General features: G+C 39.4%; 20 protein-coding genes. All 20 read right to left on the reverse strand.

Annotation, left to right across the window (positions count from 1 at the left end; genetic code table 11):
- Positions 1 to 36: 36 nt before the first annotated feature.
- On the reverse strand, positions 37 to 267 hold the full coding sequence (locus BM294_RS14605; protein WP_091209715.1) for a hypothetical protein: 231 nt from the start codon (positions 265 to 267) through the stop codon (positions 37 to 39).
- A gap of 39 nt (positions 268 to 306) precedes the next feature.
- The gene (locus tag BM294_RS14610) at positions 307 to 1,074 is read right to left on the reverse strand and encodes a PrsW family glutamic-type intramembrane protease (RefSeq protein ID WP_091209716.1); all 768 of its coding nucleotides are present in this window, start codon (positions 1,072 to 1,074) and stop codon (positions 307 to 309) included.
- The gene (locus BM294_RS14615; RefSeq protein ID WP_242944555.1) at positions 1,071 to 1,601 is read right to left on the reverse strand and encodes a GNAT family N-acetyltransferase; all 531 of its coding nucleotides are present in this window, start codon (positions 1,599 to 1,601) and stop codon (positions 1,071 to 1,073) included. Before BM294_RS14615 ends, BM294_RS14610 begins: the two co-directional genes overlap by 4 nt.
- A 24-nt stretch (positions 1,602 to 1,625) precedes the next feature.
- Positions 1,626 to 2,330, reverse strand: coding sequence for an SDR family NAD(P)-dependent oxidoreductase (locus tag BM294_RS14620; protein WP_091209719.1), 705 nt, complete (start codon positions 2,328 to 2,330; stop codon positions 1,626 to 1,628).
- Positions 2,331 to 2,534: 204 nt separating this feature from the next.
- Positions 2,535 to 5,117, reverse strand: coding sequence for a putative bifunctional diguanylate cyclase/phosphodiesterase (locus tag BM294_RS14625; protein ID WP_091209721.1), 2,583 nt, complete (start codon positions 5,115 to 5,117; stop codon positions 2,535 to 2,537).
- 448 nt (positions 5,118 to 5,565) lie between these two features.
- Positions 5,566 to 6,087 (reverse strand): P-loop nucleotide/nucleoside kinase family protein, encoded by a 522-nt coding sequence (locus BM294_RS14630; protein ID WP_091209723.1) that lies wholly within the window; start codon positions 6,085 to 6,087, stop codon positions 5,566 to 5,568.
- Between the two features lie 52 nt (positions 6,088 to 6,139).
- Positions 6,140 to 7,063 (reverse strand): radical SAM mobile pair protein B, encoded by a 924-nt coding sequence (locus BM294_RS14635; protein WP_034451194.1) that lies wholly within the window; start codon positions 7,061 to 7,063, stop codon positions 6,140 to 6,142.
- The gene (locus BM294_RS14640) at positions 7,039 to 7,737 is read right to left on the reverse strand and encodes a radical SAM mobile pair protein A (RefSeq protein ID WP_091209725.1); all 699 of its coding nucleotides are present in this window, start codon (positions 7,735 to 7,737) and stop codon (positions 7,039 to 7,041) included. Before BM294_RS14640 ends, BM294_RS14635 begins: the two co-directional genes overlap by 25 nt.
- The gene (locus BM294_RS14645) at positions 7,734 to 8,171 is read right to left on the reverse strand and encodes a radical SAM mobile pair system MarR family transcriptional regulator (protein WP_091209726.1); all 438 of its coding nucleotides are present in this window, start codon (positions 8,169 to 8,171) and stop codon (positions 7,734 to 7,736) included. Before BM294_RS14645 ends, BM294_RS14640 begins: the two co-directional genes overlap by 4 nt.
- A gap of 65 nt (positions 8,172 to 8,236) precedes the next feature.
- Positions 8,237 to 9,253, reverse strand: a complete 1,017-nt coding sequence (locus BM294_RS14650) for an SIR2 family NAD-dependent protein deacylase (RefSeq protein ID WP_175494718.1) — start codon at positions 9,251 to 9,253, stop codon at positions 8,237 to 8,239.
- A gap of 20 nt (positions 9,254 to 9,273) precedes the next feature.
- Positions 9,274 to 10,056, reverse strand: coding sequence for a protein-ADP-ribose hydrolase (locus tag BM294_RS14655; RefSeq protein ID WP_091209730.1), 783 nt, complete (start codon positions 10,054 to 10,056; stop codon positions 9,274 to 9,276).
- Positions 10,046 to 11,224, reverse strand: coding sequence for a helix-turn-helix domain-containing protein (locus BM294_RS14660; protein WP_091209732.1), 1,179 nt, complete (start codon positions 11,222 to 11,224; stop codon positions 10,046 to 10,048). The genes BM294_RS14655 and BM294_RS14660 overlap by 11 nt, the downstream gene beginning before the upstream one ends.
- Positions 11,215 to 11,649: a macro domain-containing protein gene (locus BM294_RS14665; RefSeq protein ID WP_330389892.1), complete on the reverse strand. Its 435-nt coding sequence runs from the start codon at positions 11,647 to 11,649 to the stop codon at positions 11,215 to 11,217. The genes BM294_RS14660 and BM294_RS14665 overlap by 10 nt, the downstream gene beginning before the upstream one ends.
- A 54-nt stretch (positions 11,650 to 11,703) precedes the next feature.
- Positions 11,704 to 12,144, reverse strand: a complete 441-nt coding sequence (locus BM294_RS14670; RefSeq protein WP_027112095.1) for an Rrf2 family transcriptional regulator — start codon at positions 12,142 to 12,144, stop codon at positions 11,704 to 11,706.
- A gap of 110 nt (positions 12,145 to 12,254) precedes the next feature.
- Positions 12,255 to 13,088, reverse strand: coding sequence for a nuclear transport factor 2 family protein (locus tag BM294_RS14675; protein ID WP_242944556.1), 834 nt, complete (start codon positions 13,086 to 13,088; stop codon positions 12,255 to 12,257).
- 162 nt (positions 13,089 to 13,250) lie between these two features.
- Positions 13,251 to 13,835: a cyclophilin-like fold protein gene (locus BM294_RS14680; RefSeq protein ID WP_091209735.1), complete on the reverse strand. Its 585-nt coding sequence runs from the start codon at positions 13,833 to 13,835 to the stop codon at positions 13,251 to 13,253.
- Between the two features lie 12 nt (positions 13,836 to 13,847).
- Positions 13,848 to 14,390 carry a flavodoxin family protein gene (locus tag BM294_RS14685; RefSeq protein WP_091209737.1) on the reverse strand — a complete coding sequence of 181 codons (543 nt, stop codon included), beginning with the start codon at positions 14,388 to 14,390 and terminating at the stop codon, positions 13,848 to 13,850.
- An 84-nt stretch (positions 14,391 to 14,474) separates the two neighbouring features.
- Positions 14,475 to 15,476, reverse strand: a complete 1,002-nt coding sequence (locus BM294_RS14690; RefSeq protein WP_091209739.1) for an alpha/beta hydrolase — start codon at positions 15,474 to 15,476, stop codon at positions 14,475 to 14,477.
- A gap of 17 nt (positions 15,477 to 15,493) precedes the next feature.
- A complete protein-coding gene (locus BM294_RS14695; RefSeq protein WP_242944557.1) occupies positions 15,494 to 15,733 on the reverse strand; it encodes a hypothetical protein in 240 nt (79 codons plus the stop codon).
- A 204-nt stretch (positions 15,734 to 15,937) separates the two neighbouring features.
- The coding region (locus BM294_RS16070) for a hypothetical protein (protein ID WP_175494685.1) at positions 15,938 to 16,150 on the reverse strand (213 nt) is incomplete at its 5' end.

Below are 16,150 nucleotides of genomic sequence, written 5' to 3' on the forward strand. Positions count from 1 at the left end.
CGATACTCTTTCCTTTTTCCTTATTCCGATCCTTCATCATTTTGTTCTAAGGACCACATTAACTGAATGTGTAAGATATACAGTTCCGTCGGAAGCCTTTATCTGAATCATGTCCGAATTCTCATAATCTGTCCACGAAGAAACTTCTACGGTTCCAACGCCATTAATGTCAGCATATTTATATGCCCACGTAGTATCTACTAGTGTTCTGTTACATCCTGGAAGAAGTAAGCTCAAAAGAGCCACAAAAACCAATAACTTCTTCATATCAAAACCTCCAAATCCAAACTTATGCTTATTTATAATCTATTCCGGCAACAGACTCATGCTGCAGAATTCTCCTGTCTTTTTCTTGTATCTTATCAGCATATATATGATCCACACCGGGAATCCTATAAAACCTATCAGAACCAATATAATTCCGGAGACAAAGCTATCAGGGTTTACAACAAGCCTGTTTAAAGCTGTGAAGGCATCATACAGCGTATGTATAAGCATCGGAACGAATAAAGCGATAAAATAACGGCTGGCCAACGAACCTTTATTTAGAGCCTTCCTATACTTTGCAATTCCGATAAACTCGCCCATTAACATATTAAGAGCCATATGAGCAGGAACTGATACCTTCCTAAGGAGCATATATATAATCTCCATCCAAGTATCATCACCTGAGTATGCCATTTCTTCCATTATCGTAAATCCAAATCCAACAGCTGCTCCTAAAACTATATATTCATAAACGTTTTTCAGTCTTGGTTTAAAGATTGTGGCAAACAAGATGATTGCAATAAACTTGATAACTTCTTCCGGCATGCCGGCGACCATAAATGCACTTACAACCGAACCCATTAATGAAGGCATTTGATCAACTTCGGTCCTCAATGCCGCATTTGCAAAAAAGAGCTTAACTCCTATAAATCCGGAGATTTCCATCGTAGCCATCCCTAATGCAACCGGAACAAGTGCCTGTATCCAGCCAATAGATTTAGGTATCTCCCTTTTTAGCATCCTGTAATATAGTATTCCGCATACTAAAACCGTAATAAGTAAAGACAAAATTGTAGAAAGAGTCATGCATGTCCTCCGATATATTTTTCCATCAACACAAGATTTACATGGGGTAAACCGTTATAGATTGTAGGTAAAATAGAAAGCTCTTTATATCCAAGTTTACTGTACATTTTTCGTGCAATAATATTTCGTTCGTTTGTATCTATCCTAAGTTCGGAACAACCATTATGTAATGCATAATCCTCATAAAATCCGAGAAACTGCTTGCCGAGTCCCATCTTTCCCGATCGAGGTGATATTGCAAGTGTATGCAGCACACACACCTTATCATCTTCCACCTCATGCTCCCATTTGACATTATTATATATATCCATCTGAACCTTATTTATGATTCCTGAACCAAGGACAATGCCGTCCTTTTCAATAACAAAAAGGTCATCTCTTTTCAAAGCCTCTTCTGCCGTCTCTTTTACAGGATATATCCCCCTGATCCACCCAACAGAAATTATCCCTGCTTCCTCTGCCTGATGGATCTCATCATAGATATTTACTACTGCATCAAGGTCCGATTTCACTGCTTTACGTATCATGATCTAAGCTCCTTTTTAACATTCTCAAACATCGTATGTCCATCCATGTTCGCCATGATAGATCATCTGTCTTGTCATGCCGCCGTCTATGCAGATATTCTCGCCCGTAATAAATCCGGCTTTATCAGAGCATAAGAACTTTACCATCTCAGCGATATCTTCCGGCTTTCCGACGCGTCCTACAGGCTGCTGTAAGGCATCTGCCCCTGTGATCTCAGTATCGGTCGTATCAATCCATCCAGGAGAAATGCTGTTCACCCTTGCTTTTCCTGCAAGGCTGATTGCTAGGGCATGTGTTAATGCAGCTATCCCGCCCTTTGCCGCAGTATAGCTTTCTGTTTTAGGCTGGCTCATCCTGTCACGGGATGAAGAAATATTGATTATACATGCTCCGTCTGACAATACAGGTATCAGAAGCTTTGTGAGATAAAACGGAGCGGTCACACCTACGGAAAGGGCGTATTGAAAGTCCTCGTAACTGCATTCATCAATTCCTTTCATGATTGGAAGGGCATTGTTGATGATGTAATCTACATGCCCGGACTGTTCTATGACTTGTTTTGCAAATCTCTCTAATGTTTCCTTATCTCCTATATCACCCACAAACCAGTCCCCGGATGCTTTATCAATAATGTGCACGGTAACACCATCAGCACGAAACGATTCTGCTACAGCTTTTCCAATGCCGTGAGCACCACCTGTAATTACAGCTACTTTACCATTGTCCATAACGATCTCCATCTTCAAAAAAAGCCGCCTGCAATTATTACAGGCAGCTCAAAAAAATTTTTTTGGTATTAAAAGCGTTTTAGACAAAACCAAAAAATAATGAACATTTAGATTTTAACCTATAAACCCTTATAACTAATGGCTTTATAGAGTTTCGTTCATGTTACATAAAATCTACAAAACCTTATTAGCTGCCTAAAAAAATTATGATTCTTTCTGTTTCATATGAGAGTCAATGATACTGATACCAAGAATTATGCGATTTCCTCCCCTCATCTTTGTGATCTTCATATTGACGTATACCGGTGTTCCTGTATCGATCAGCCGGTATGTGGTCGTAAATACACCCTGGGCATCCAGATCATGTAGAACATTCTCTTTGGTGAATAATTTAAGGAATGGCTCCCTGTCCTCCTCATAGATTCGAGTCATTGTATCTCGTCTGGCAGATTCAAAAAATTCCTTACCATGACGTACTATTGTCATTTCCTCGCCGCCGACCTTCGAATAATACTCTGTGTAGTCGTTTGTATCTAGGTCGATCACATACAGATTATAATAGTCAGCCGCAAGTGCTCTGGCTATATCCGCATAGGTGGTGCTTTCATTAGGTTCCGTTATGGAAAGAACACCAATAGCAACCGCCTCCACTCCTGTTACACTGTTCTCAGCGATTATCCTTACAAATGAGCGGGCTATTGAACCGTCTTTAACTTCTTCATCTACAAATGCTCGATTGCCATTGTTCCGGCACTGCTCAATAGCCTTCATAAATGAAGATCCGGGGCCTTCCTTCGGAACCGGATATTCTGTTTCCGGATTTGACAGGTCAAATCCGAAAGCACGTTTCATAAAAACTCTAAAGGACTGATTGGTGCGTACATACCTTACTTTTTCACCGCTTCTGTTAATTTCCATAATACCAATTGGAACTGTATCAAAGGTATTCTTTATGACACTTTCATCCAAGTTGGAAAGAAATGAAAGATCAAAGAGATTGACACTTCCCAATGTTTCATAGTATTCGGATTGATCAAAATCTTCGAACCCGTTTTGTATTTCTACAGTATACTTTTCTACTATCTGTTCAGGTGGAACCGGCTTCATAAAATAATATCCCTGAAGTTTAGAACATGCAATTTCCTGAAGAAAACGGACCTGACGCTCTGTTTCAACGCCTTCACAGATCGTATCAATCCCTAGAGATGTCGCCATCTTCATCATCTCTTTCAGTATTATTTTTCCTTCTTCTCCATCATCAAGCCTTCTCATAAAACCCATGTCAAACTTGATCAGGTCAAACTTAACACTTTGAAGATCTTCCAGTGACGAGTAGCCGCTTCCGAAATCATCCATCCAGACCTGGAATCCCTGTGAGCGGAAACGTTCGATCTGTCCTTTCATATAGTCGAAATCGCTGCCCACCATACTTTCTGTTATTTCGATATTGATAAACTTCCGGTCAATTTGGGCTTCATCCACAAGGGTACAGATCTCTTTAACAAGATCGCAAGCTTCAAAATCAGCACGGGAAAAATTTATAGAAACAGGAACATTTTGATTATAGAGCTTCTTGTTTGATTTCAGATTTTCCAGAACCTGTCTCACCACACACATATCCAGTTTATGGATCAGACCGGTATCCTCAAGAACCGGAATAAATGCTGCGGGCGATAACATCCCCAGCACCGGGTCATCCCATCGTGCCAGTGCCTCAACACTGCAAACCTTGCCGTTGGTTGTTCGGACGATTGGCTGATAATACACTTTGATCCATTTTTCTTCGATGGCTTTATCAATATTGTCTATGATACTCTGGCGTTTTTTCTCCTCAGACATCATATCCAGGTCAAAAAGCGCATAGTAGGATTCATTATTCTTTTTTCGGACATTAGCTGCCATCCGGGCACGATCACAGGCAGTACTGATTTGTACTGATTCAATCCGGTTTGGATAAATACCGATGCGCACAGGAAGGTTTTTTCCATCGTTAACTTTTGCACACTCTGCTATCACTGCGTCAAGATGCTCTTTCAATCCCTCTTCCGGAGCAAATGCGACAAAATGATCCTGGGCAAAACGGCCACAGCTTTCGCTGCTAAAATGCTTGGCAAGAATATCTGCCACAGCACAGATCAAACGATTTCCCTCTTCAAATCCATGCCAGCGGTTAAAATGCTTTAAGCCGGTCAGATCAAAAAATAGTATCGCGGAATCGATATTTTGTTCCTGCATCTTTTTACAGCCCGCTTCAGCCAGTTCATAGAAATAAACCGTATTTGGAAGTCTCGTCATATAATCATAGTAGGCACCACGATACTGATTGTCTTCCTCAAGAAAACGTCTTAAAGTCTGATTGAGGACACTTTCATAAGTTCCCTGTTCATTTGAGAAATGTCCCTCGTTGGCATACCAGGTCAGACATAAGCGCACATCCGGTTTCGGATAGATGCTCTTTCCATATGCATGCAGGATGATATAGTCTGGATCTTTTAAAGTGCGGGTACGATATACAATGTCATACGGAATATCAAAAGCGGCAAAACGATAAGCAGCATCTGCAACCCTGGTCTTATCATCAGGATGGGTGGCGCGATACATATCATTATCCATGGCTGCATATGCGTCTTCTAAACATTTGAATCCAAATTCATCGCAGAATCCTTTTGAGAGCGCAACTGTCACCACCCGTTTATCAATATATTGATAAACCGCAAACGGGATGGTAAGACTTTCCAGTATTTCTTGTGTTCTTTTATCAAAATAAAATCTCGCTGGGAAATTCATGTTTAATCCTCCTGAGCCCAATCAATACGACATAATAATCTTCCATGTTGATTTACGTTCGGTTAAGATTTATGGCTATTTGTTTCCTTTACTTCCATTATACAACAGCAAACCGTTTGTTTGACATAACCACATAAAACGACAGGTCCCTAATCATTTCGATTGATTAGAGACCTTTTCCCATATTGCAATGTTATTTGAACAAGATAGGGTTTTGTTCATTTTTTGGATTTTTCGTCAAAAAAATTTTTTTGGTAAAACCAAAAATTTTTAAACAAAATTATTTTGACCCATAACCCCCTGCTATTACTGGCTCTGTAAGGTTTTGTTCATTTTAAATAAAATCTACAAAACAGTAATATACACCTATACAATATTGTAATAGTTTTGTTTGTTTTTACAGTAAAATATGTCATAAGTGGTAGATAAATGGTTTATTTCAAATTTGCTAATCCAATACTCCCCTTATCGAATCATCGAAGCTTTCTGTGATTAGAGTGATCTGTTCTCCGTTAGATTGGTACCCCTCTATGATTTGGTGGTTATCTTGTTTCAGTTGCTCAGCTGAACAATTAGAATCCTCAAGCCTTGTTTCGATATCAGAGCCATGTGATTTTATTTCTTCAAAATGCGAATCTATATATTCATCTGACATAGCAAGGCAGATGAATCTTATCGACTGAAGATACTGCTCCCCAAAACTATTCCTCCAATCAAAAGGTATATAGCAGCCTTCAACAATAAGGTTCTGCTCATTCTCAATAGCAGTCTTTATTATCTCTCGAACGATTGGCCAAAGATAGTCTGTAAGTTCATCATCGTCTTCTGGGGTGAAATCAGTAATGCCGCTACGAATAAGTCCCATTTTCAAATGGTCAATTGAAAAATAAGGGTATTTGTATTTCTCAAGCATCCGTTGTGCCAGAATCGTTTTCCCGACATGGGATGCTCCCGTTATAATTATTACCATCTTTATCTCCGCAACTGGAAGTTGTGCGATTAACTTCTGATTTATTCTTCCATCAAGAATTATGTATTACATTTCTCTTTCCACTATTGGCAGTTCCTCTTACTTCTTCGTGGTAAAAGTAATCTACGATTGTTGGATGTCCTTTCTCTACTCTCTCATACGGAGTTTCATTATCAACAAACCTGCAATCATACTTTTTAGCCAGCTCTTCTGCTTTCTTTTCCAGCGCTTCAAAATAGCTGCGGTTCTTTTTGTTATAAATTTCGTCATACAGCGGCACCAGATCCGGATGTTTATCGGAAATGTATTTCATGATATCTGCCTTAAAACCTCCGCGAAGATTCAGATTCTCAAGCCATACAAGGTCACACTGATCTTTTGTCCTGTCTATGATTGCTTCTATATCCGTAATCCCCGGGAAAACGGGTGAAATGAAGCAAATTGTACGAATGCCTGCCGCATATACCTCTTTCATTGCAGCAAGCCTTCTTTCTATGCTTACTGCCGCATCCATATCATCTTTAAACTCTTCATCGAGAGTATTGATTGACCATGATACTGTAAGTCTGCTATTTTCATTGATCTCTTTTAGCAGATCCAGATCTCTTAGTACAAGGTCTGACTTTGTGCAGATAAGTATGTCCGCACCACTGTCCTTTAGTTCTTCCAGAAGTCTTCTTGTATTTTTATATGTTTCCTCTAGCGGATTATAACCATCCGTAACTGTTCCAATGATTACCTTCTGGCCGGCATACTTCTTTGGATTCTTTATTTCAGGCCAGTCTTTCACATCCATGAAGGTTCCCCATTCCTCCGTATGCCCTGTAAAGCGTTTCATAAAAGATGCGTAGCAGTATTTACAGGCATGGGGACACCCCACATAGGGATTCACCGAATATCCTCCAATAGGAGTATTCGATTTTGTCATTACACTTTTTGTTTCTATATGATTTACTTTGATTTCTGGTTGTTCCATATCCTCTGTTCCTCCAGCACTTTGTTAAAAGCATCCGGCATTTCCTGTATCATTTCTTCTCCCATAATCGGAACAAGATCTTCTTTCCAGAATACAGGAATGTTCAGTTCATGAGCCTGTTCTGTCAATGAATAAGCCCACCCGGGATCTGTTTTAACAGTCCTGCTCTTTGCACCTGTCATGGTTCCCACCACAATCCAGTCAATGCCTGTAAGATCAACCTTACCCGGATCATCGAACAAAGGCTCAAAGGTAACATGATATTTTTTTGCCTTCACATTGCTCCGCAGTGCATCAATACGCCATAACTCAGACTTTCTCGTAACTGTAACGCCAAACCATGCATTATCAAGATCTGTTTCAAAAGACAGAAGATCCGGTCGTTTGGTAAGAAAAAGAAACTGGTGCTGAGGATTCTCTGCTATCTTTTTAAAGATTTCCTCTCTCCATTCCTCATGCCAGCCCGAAAGATCGCTCATGCCGGTCAGCAGAAAATTCTGCGGTTTTTTCTTTTCCATCATACGAAGCTTTCCTTGAAAAAACTGTGGCTTTTCAAAATCATCTATGATGTGATAACGCCTCGTATTGTTTCTGGCATAGCAGTACGGACATCCAACAGTGCACCCTATAACAAGATTCATGTTCTGAATCTGATCTTTAATACAGATACTCATTTGTCACTCCATTCCTCAAGGTTTACCCTGATGCGGTTTAGATACTCTTCAAACTGAAGAATCTCTTTATCCGTAAAATCACGATAATAAATATTCCCCATCTCATTGGATACGGAGTCATAAGCTTCTTTAAGTTCTTTGGCTTTATCTGTGAGGAACAGAAGAGTTTTTCTCTTATCAGCTTCATCAGTTTTGCGGCTTATCAGTCCGTTTTTTTCCATCCGCTCAAGCATGGTTGTAAGTGAAGTAATTGCAAGTCCGCTTTTCTCGGAAATAATTTTAATAGGAACACCATCTTCCTGCCATAAGACATAAAGAATCCTTCCTTGAGCTCCGTTAAATGCATCAATGTTTTTTTCTGCCAGTATCCTTTCAAATATACGATCACCCAGCTGTTTTATTTTTGTAACAAGAAATCCACCATTTGCCTTCATAATTTAATACTCCTATATCGTAGTTTAATGCTACGATATAGGAGTATTTTTGTCAAGCACACATATCATAACTTCCAATAATCACGCCACCTGTGATTATCCAAAAGCTCATCTATATCACAGTTAATGCATACGCTCCTATCTTCTATCTCTCTGGGACAGTATGCCTCTTTGTAATTCAAGCATGCATATGTAGCTTTTTCATTTTCCATTGTCATTTGCCAGAATGGATACTTAATTATTACTGGTGTATTGCTGCCTACCCCAAGTTCCAGGAAAAGCACATGCAGATTTTCATGTCTTCTAAGGAAATCAGAATAAGCCGCTGATGCTCTATGCCAGCCTCCATCTTCAAGGAATGTATCATCACTTCTAAGATTCATGGTGACATCACTTCCATCAATCGGACACTTTGGAATCAAACTGCTGTCAATTTCCATTCTGACCACGCCGCCAGATGGTATTGCAAAAATTCCATTCCCATCCTTAACAAATCCCTGAGATTTCATGGCATTCATCACCCAGTCTTCATTATCAAAGTTTTTCCTAATTGCCGGATTCAAACTTTGAAACAGACCATAATCTCCCTGAGTGTAAAATAATCTTTTCTTATCAAAGCCTGCTTTCTGAAAGCAATGATCCACGTTTGTTGTAATCACAAAGTAATCTTTATCCTTAACAAGGTTATAAAGTTTTGTATAAGTATCTTTAGGTGCATCAAGGTATCTGTTGATGTAGATATACCTTGACCAATATGCCCAGAACTCTTCCTTGGTTTTGTATGGGTAAAACCCGCCTGAATACATGTCCTGAAAACCATATTTTCCTTCAAAATCAGAAAACCACTTTTTAAACCGGTCTCCACTGTACGTAAACCCTGCGGAAGTAGAAAGTCCTGCCCCGGCTCCAATAACAATAGCATCAGCTGTCTTTATTTCTTCTTTTAATCTGTCAAGCTGCTCTGTATCATCATCTTTTCCAAGGGACATACCGCTGTTAAAGCTATGTATGGCACTTAAACCTTTTTTTATTGTTTCTTGATATCCATTTGGCTGAAACAATCTGATCTTAGCCGTTGTCATTATAAAACACTCCTTATAGCTTAACCATTTAACAGTTTTTCATATATTTCAAAATCAAGGTCCTTAAATACATTGAAAACAATCTTCATCTCACTGCCTGTCTCATCAAGCCAGTTTTTAACTGTCTCTACAGCAATCTCAGCAGCTCTCTGATTAGGAAACATGAAAACACCGGTAGAAATGCAGCATAAAGCAATGCTCTTTACGCCATTTTCTTCTGCTATATCAAGGCATGATTTATAGCAGGATGCCAATAGTTCCTCATGTTTTTTAGTCAGAGGTCCTTGAACTATAGGACCTACTGTATGAATAACATAATCACAAGGTAAATTATATGCCGGAGTGATTTTGGCCTGACCTGTAGGTTCAGGATGCCCCTGCTTTTCCATTATGCAGTTACACTTGTAGCGGAGGCCAAGCCCAGCTTTCGAGTGAATAATGTTATCTGCGCAGGAATGAAGAATTTGCCAGCATCCTGTGAGACCACTGTTCGCAGGATTTACGATAGCTCCAATCTTTAACGTAGTCATATCACCTTGCCAAAGAATGATTCTATCATCACCTTTTATAGGTGGTAAGCTATGTACATCAACTATGCCAGCTAATCTATTTTCCTCAGATAAATAATCGTCATGAATTTTCCAAAACTCGTCATCATAATCCTTTGGAATCCAAATATTCATAAGTCCGCGCAGCAAATCCTTTTGCCCCTGTTTGTCCTTAGGTATTGGATAATTGCTAAGCTGACTATCTTCTTTCTGTAATTCCTGTATCAACCAAATTCTTTGTTCATCATGATTCATCTAAAGATAGTCCCCTTTCTTCCGCATATTTCTTTAATATATTGTAATTATCTCTGCTAGGAATAAACCTTCCTTGCTCCCAGTTAGCTAAAGATGATCTTGACACATCCAATTCCTTAGCAAATTCTCCCTGTAGCATTCCGCATTGTTTTCGTATACTTCTTATTACTTTACTATATCCACTATTACAGAATAGCTCATAATCATCACCAATCAATTCCGGAGTCTCATTTAACTCCGCAATGGTAATTCCTTTTTCCTTAGCTATTCTCTCTATAGTTTTGAAGTACTTAAGCTCTGGAGTACAAATACCTCTTTCCCATCTACAGACTGCTTCTCCAGTACACCCAATAAGATTTCCCAAAGCATAGGTTGTCATTCCATATGCCATTCTGATACTCTTTATTTTCTTATTGCAGTCTTTCTCTATAAATCTTTGAAAATCACTCCCAAAATAGGACGGATTTGCATTTAATCTATCAAGTTCAATACCACAGGCGATAGCAGTTTCTTTTATAGCTGGAAAATACTTTCTTAAAGGTCTTACACATTCTATCTCCCAATGCTCCAGAGTTTGTTTGTCACATCCTATCACTGATGCATATTCTTCCAAGAGCATACCATGTGCTAACCTAATTTGTTTAATCTTCAGACCCCAATTGCTTTCAACAAAAATATTGTACTCATCTCTATATTCAGCAGGATTATCCATCAGCCTATTAAAATCAACTCCAATGCCCACTGCAAGATTTTTTATCTTATTGAAACTTTCTTCGTTTGGATGGAAACCCGTGCATTCAGATTCCCATGCTGATAGCCTGCTTCTGGTTACACTGATAAGATCTGAAAACTCTTGTTGAGTCATACCATACATCTCTCGTATTTTTGCAATGCAAATACCATAACCAGGTTTGCAAAATCGAGTATGCTCATTAAGAAGTTCATCCGGACTAATATTGAGAATTTTGCCAAGCTTGACTGCATCTTTATAATGAATTGGATTGAATCCTCTCTCCAAATCCACTATTCCATATGCCCTCTTATATCCAAGTTTATCTGCCAATTCCTGATGACTAATTCCACGGTTCACTCTATGATACAAAAGAATTTCTCCAGGAGTAGCATCTTCAGAAGGCTTTTCTACAGGTAATGCAAGGTTTACGAGCACCTTGCCATTCTTTTGTTGTATACCTGTGTGATTGAGGTAGGTGCCGCTTTATCTATGCAAGTATGCATCGGGACAAAACAACCGAGCATCTGCGAATTAGCGGCATTAACAATAGCATCCACCGAAAGTCTTGTGATATCTCCTTGCCAGATAGAAAGTCCGTCCCTGATAACCGGAATGTCTGACAGATTCACCACACCCTTTTCAGCCGCTCTTTCAGTCAGATATTCATCCTGTACTTTCATGACCTCAGAAGATAATTCTTTTGGCATACGAATATTCATAAGTGACCTTAAGATTCGTCTTTTATCTTCCGTACTATTTGGAGTCTTTAAATCCTTATATTCAGCAGAATCTGCCTTAAACTCTTCTACGAGATAATCAAGGCGTTCTTCCTGTGTTGATTTTTTAGCCTTAGTTTCCATATTACACATCCTTCTAAAAAAAGACTCTGAAGTAAACACCTCAGAGTCTCATTGTTAAGCTTCTTTTGCCAACAGTTCCTGCATTCCGGATCTTAAATCATTAAGAGTGTATTTTTTCATCTCGGATTCCATCGCTTCCTGGATGCTTTTCAACTTATCATCCAAAAGTAAATGGATATTCCTACCAACAGGGCACTCTGGATTTGGTGATTCATGAAATCTAAATAAATCTCCATCCTCCAAAGGCTCAATTGCCTGATACACATCATAAAAAGTTATATCTTTAAGATCTCTTGTAAGCTCTATTCCGCCTGTTCCTCTGATAACATTTATTAGCCCTGCGTTCTTAAGCTGAGTAAGTATCTTTCTAATGATGACAGGATTCGTATTTATACTGGCTGCAAGAAAATCGCTCGTTACCTTGTGTTCATCCTTAAATGTATCCACACATGTAAAAATATGAAGTGCAACCGTAAATCTACTTGATATCTGCATTTTTAATCTCTCCATTCCATTTCGGTCGGCGCAGAACAATCATCCACTGGACGATTTGCGCCCTCCTGTCACCATTTTACTTCGTGGCAGATGTAGTTGCAATGGTTACATTAAAACTTTCCGTTTTCATTAGCCCATGTAGACTTATCAGCTAATGTCTCCATTACATCCCAGTGCTCTGCGATAAATCCGTTCTCAACACGGAACAGATCATAGTAGGTTGTAGGTACACCGCCAAAGGTTCCTTCCGAGCAGGCAAGTGCATAATCTCCATCTGCAAGAACCATATGAGTCTTGTTATAAACCATTGAGATTCCCTGCTTAGCCATAGCTTCAAGTGCAGCTCCAAGACCTGAAAGACCATCTGCAATTGAAGTATTATGCTGAATATATTTATCTCCATCGTAGTAAGAAGTGAGCTTGTCAGGATTCTCCCCACGAAGTACATCGCCTACAAATCCGGCAACAACCTTACGTGTCTCTTCCTTATCTACATCTTTCTTCTCAAGAGTTCCATCAATCTGAGTATGTCCTGAAGGATTAGGAGCTGCCTTGTCTGCCAGATTATCCCAGTGCTCTGCAATCTTACCGTCTGCATCGAATCTAAAAACATCGAATCCGACCTGCTCTCCTGCTCCTGCAAAATTATATACTGTCTGAAGGAAAACCTTATCTCCATCCTCGAATGCACGAATGTTATTAACTGTTGTTTTTACAGGTGCCTGTGCAAGTCCTTCAACTGCTGCTACAAATGCATCTGCCCCTGTTCCAAATGCGAGGTTATGCTGAATATAACCTGGTGCAAGAAGTTCCTTTGCCTTTGCTGTATCTCCTGATACGAATGTACCGATGAGTGCTAATGCTTTTTCCTTATTTGTCATGATTATTTTCCTTTCCGGGCTCTGCCCTGCGAGGTAATTATCCTCGAATGTTAAAAAGTCCATTGTTGTAACCTCTGTGGTTTCATCCGATAGTGCAAATATATCATCCCATAGATGTAATGCCAATAGTTACATCAAAATAATTTTTTTAAAAAAATAGTGACTATAAATCTTTCGACTTATAGTCACCGTTTTTGTACCAATATATTTCTACTTTAATAATCCCTATCCCATGCTAATAGTTATTGTAACATCGCCATTTGAAAGCAACTCAGTCATGCCAGCCTCATCCTTATCAGATATGTGACCTAACCGTGTGTATGACCAGCTATTAGACCCATAGAACACAACCATTTGATTCCCTGAATAAAGAACTATATCCCCTGATGATGTTGTCGTCTGTTTGTCATTTCTTGGAAGACTCTGACCTATAGATCCCACCTGCTCAAAACCGCCATACATTGACATCTGAATTGTAACATCACCGTCTTCAGCCATATTCCTCAATGCCTCTACAGCCTGATTGTCTTCCCAATCCACATTAACTTTTGTATCGCCGATTTTCATTGTCATAGAACTATCTTCAATAGCTTCATCCTCTGCTGATTCATTTTCTGCGGCAAGCTGATACATAGCTGTTCCCTCCGACATAACATTCTCTTCCGGACTTTCCGTTTCATTATTTTCTGATGCTGATATTTCAGTTACGGCACCCAGATCTGAGCTTGTGTTTTTGGTTGTCCCTGCACAGGCGCTCATGCAAAACATTATGGTCATACAGAATGCCAGAAAAATCATTTTCATTTTCATCGCAGACTTCCTTTATTTTAGAGCTTTACCAAATTCGAAGGCTTCGTTTAACTCTTCAGTTTTTTTCGATGCCTCACCCATATCGCCTACGCCACCGCAGAATAAGGAACCGGAAAACTCAGCCTTTTCAAAACAGTCAACCCATCCCTGAAGTCCGCTTTCAGCCTTTTCAGGCACAAACTCTTCATCCTCAGCCGCAACAGAGAGCATATATACATTCCTAAACTTATAGTCTGAAGGATACAGCGGATTGAGCCTGTCCAAAAGAGTTTTCATCTGGCCGCTCATCTCGTAATAATAAATCGGAGTTGCAAATACAAGGGTATCTGCATTCTTTACTTTTTCTGCAATCTCAGCAGCATCATCCTTAATGACACATTTCTGAGTATTCTGACATGCCAGACATCCTATACAAAAGCCTATGCTCTTCCCTTTAAGACTTATATGCTCCACATCATGTCCTGATGCTTTTGCTCCTTCTATAAGCTTTTCAGTAAGTATATCTGAATTGCTATTTGCACGAAGGCTTGTTGAAATTACTAATACTTTGCTCATATCATCCCATCCTTTATTTCTTTTCTGTCATATCCTCTATTCTGTCCGAATTAAGATATTCCAGTATTTCTTCAACCGTTATCATTATTTCAGATTCTTCTTAAAGAAGTTCTCCAGCTTGTCAAAAGGAATATAATCCTTATCTCCGCCATCATATAAATCTGTATGTACAGCATCAGGGATTATCATAAGTTCCTTATTATCTGCATACTTGCTGTCTCTGATCATATCTGCATAAGCATCTTTTGAGAAATAACATGAGTGTGCCTTTTCTCCATGGACAAGTAAAACTGCACTTCTGATTTCATTGCTGTACTTAAGGATTGGTTGATTAACGAAAGACTCACAACCGATCACGTTCCAGCCGCCGTTGGAATTAAGACTTCTCTTGTGGTAACCTCTGTCGGTCTTGTAGTAGTCATAGTAATCTTTTACAAAGAAAGGTGCATCCTCCGGAAGTGGATCTACTACTCCGCCGCCAAGCTTATATTCACCAGCCTTAAGGTCCTCCAGTCTCTGCGCGCACATAGCTGCCTTATGCTGGTATCTTGCTTCTTCACTGTCCTCTGAATCAAAATATCCCTTGGCATTTACTCTTGTCATGTCATACATTGTCATAGCTGCAGTCGCTTTGATCCTTGTATCAAGAGCTGCTGTGTTAATTGATATTCCGCCCCATCCACAGATACCAATGATTCCGATTCTGTCATGATCAGCCTTTTCATTTAAAGAAAGGAAATCTACTGCCGCCATAAAGTCTTCTGTGTTGATATCAGGAGATGCCATGTATCTTACATTTCCACCGGACTCTCCCGTAAAGGAAGGATCAAATGCTATTGTCAGAAATCCTCTCTCCGCCATTGTCTGAGCATAAAGACCAGAACATTGCTCCTTAACTGCGCCAAAAGGTCCACATACTGCAATGGCTGGGAGCTTACCCTCTGCATCTTTAGGAACATACATATCTGCTGCCAGGGTGATTCCATATCTGTTTACAAATGTTACTTTGCTGTGATCTACCTTATCACTCTTCTTGAAAGTCTTATCCCACTCTGTTACAAGGTTTAAATCTTCTTTTCTGATCATTTTGCTATCCTCCTGAATCATTTTTCTTTCTGAATCTGTCTTATCAAAAAATCCATGTTATCTACTTTTTTCTGGCTGGCATGAAGTTCATCCATAAGGTGACAACGGCATTTCCTGAGATCTCGAAGGAGCGTATCGGTATCCCCTTCTTCATACATCTTTTTCATAAAGCTTATTTCTTTCTCATTGCAGCCCATGTCTGAAAGGCTTACAAGAATCTTTTCTGTATCCATCTTTTTTGCTCCTTCTGATTTCATAGTAAATCCTTGACCAGGTTTTCGCTAATGAATAAAATAAATATCATGATATTCACTTTTGGAATAACACTTAACCAGTCAGCTTTAGGGAGCCCACTAGACTGTAAAGCGTCTGTATGTCAGATATAAAAGTGGTTTCGGAAAAGAAAACGGCCATGAATACATCCTAAGAAAAATGCATCCACAGCCGTGAGGTTGTAATAATCAGAAATGTTCACCTTTGCCTGCTTCGACTTTCTGGATATTGATAGTATATGAAGCCTCTCCGTTCTTTCGGATATAGGTCTTGATATATACCGGAAAGCAAATATTTGAATTAAGTTCATGGTAGCTTTCAGGTGCATAATCATCAACATAGTATTTCCGGTCATCGTTGCCTTGTACAGTATAAGTAACGATCTCGGTGGTAGGGTTGTC

Origin of the sequence: Oribacterium sp. WCC10 (assembly GCF_900113415.1) — a bacterium.
Lineage (GTDB): Bacteria > Bacillota > Clostridia > Lachnospirales > Lachnospiraceae > Oribacterium.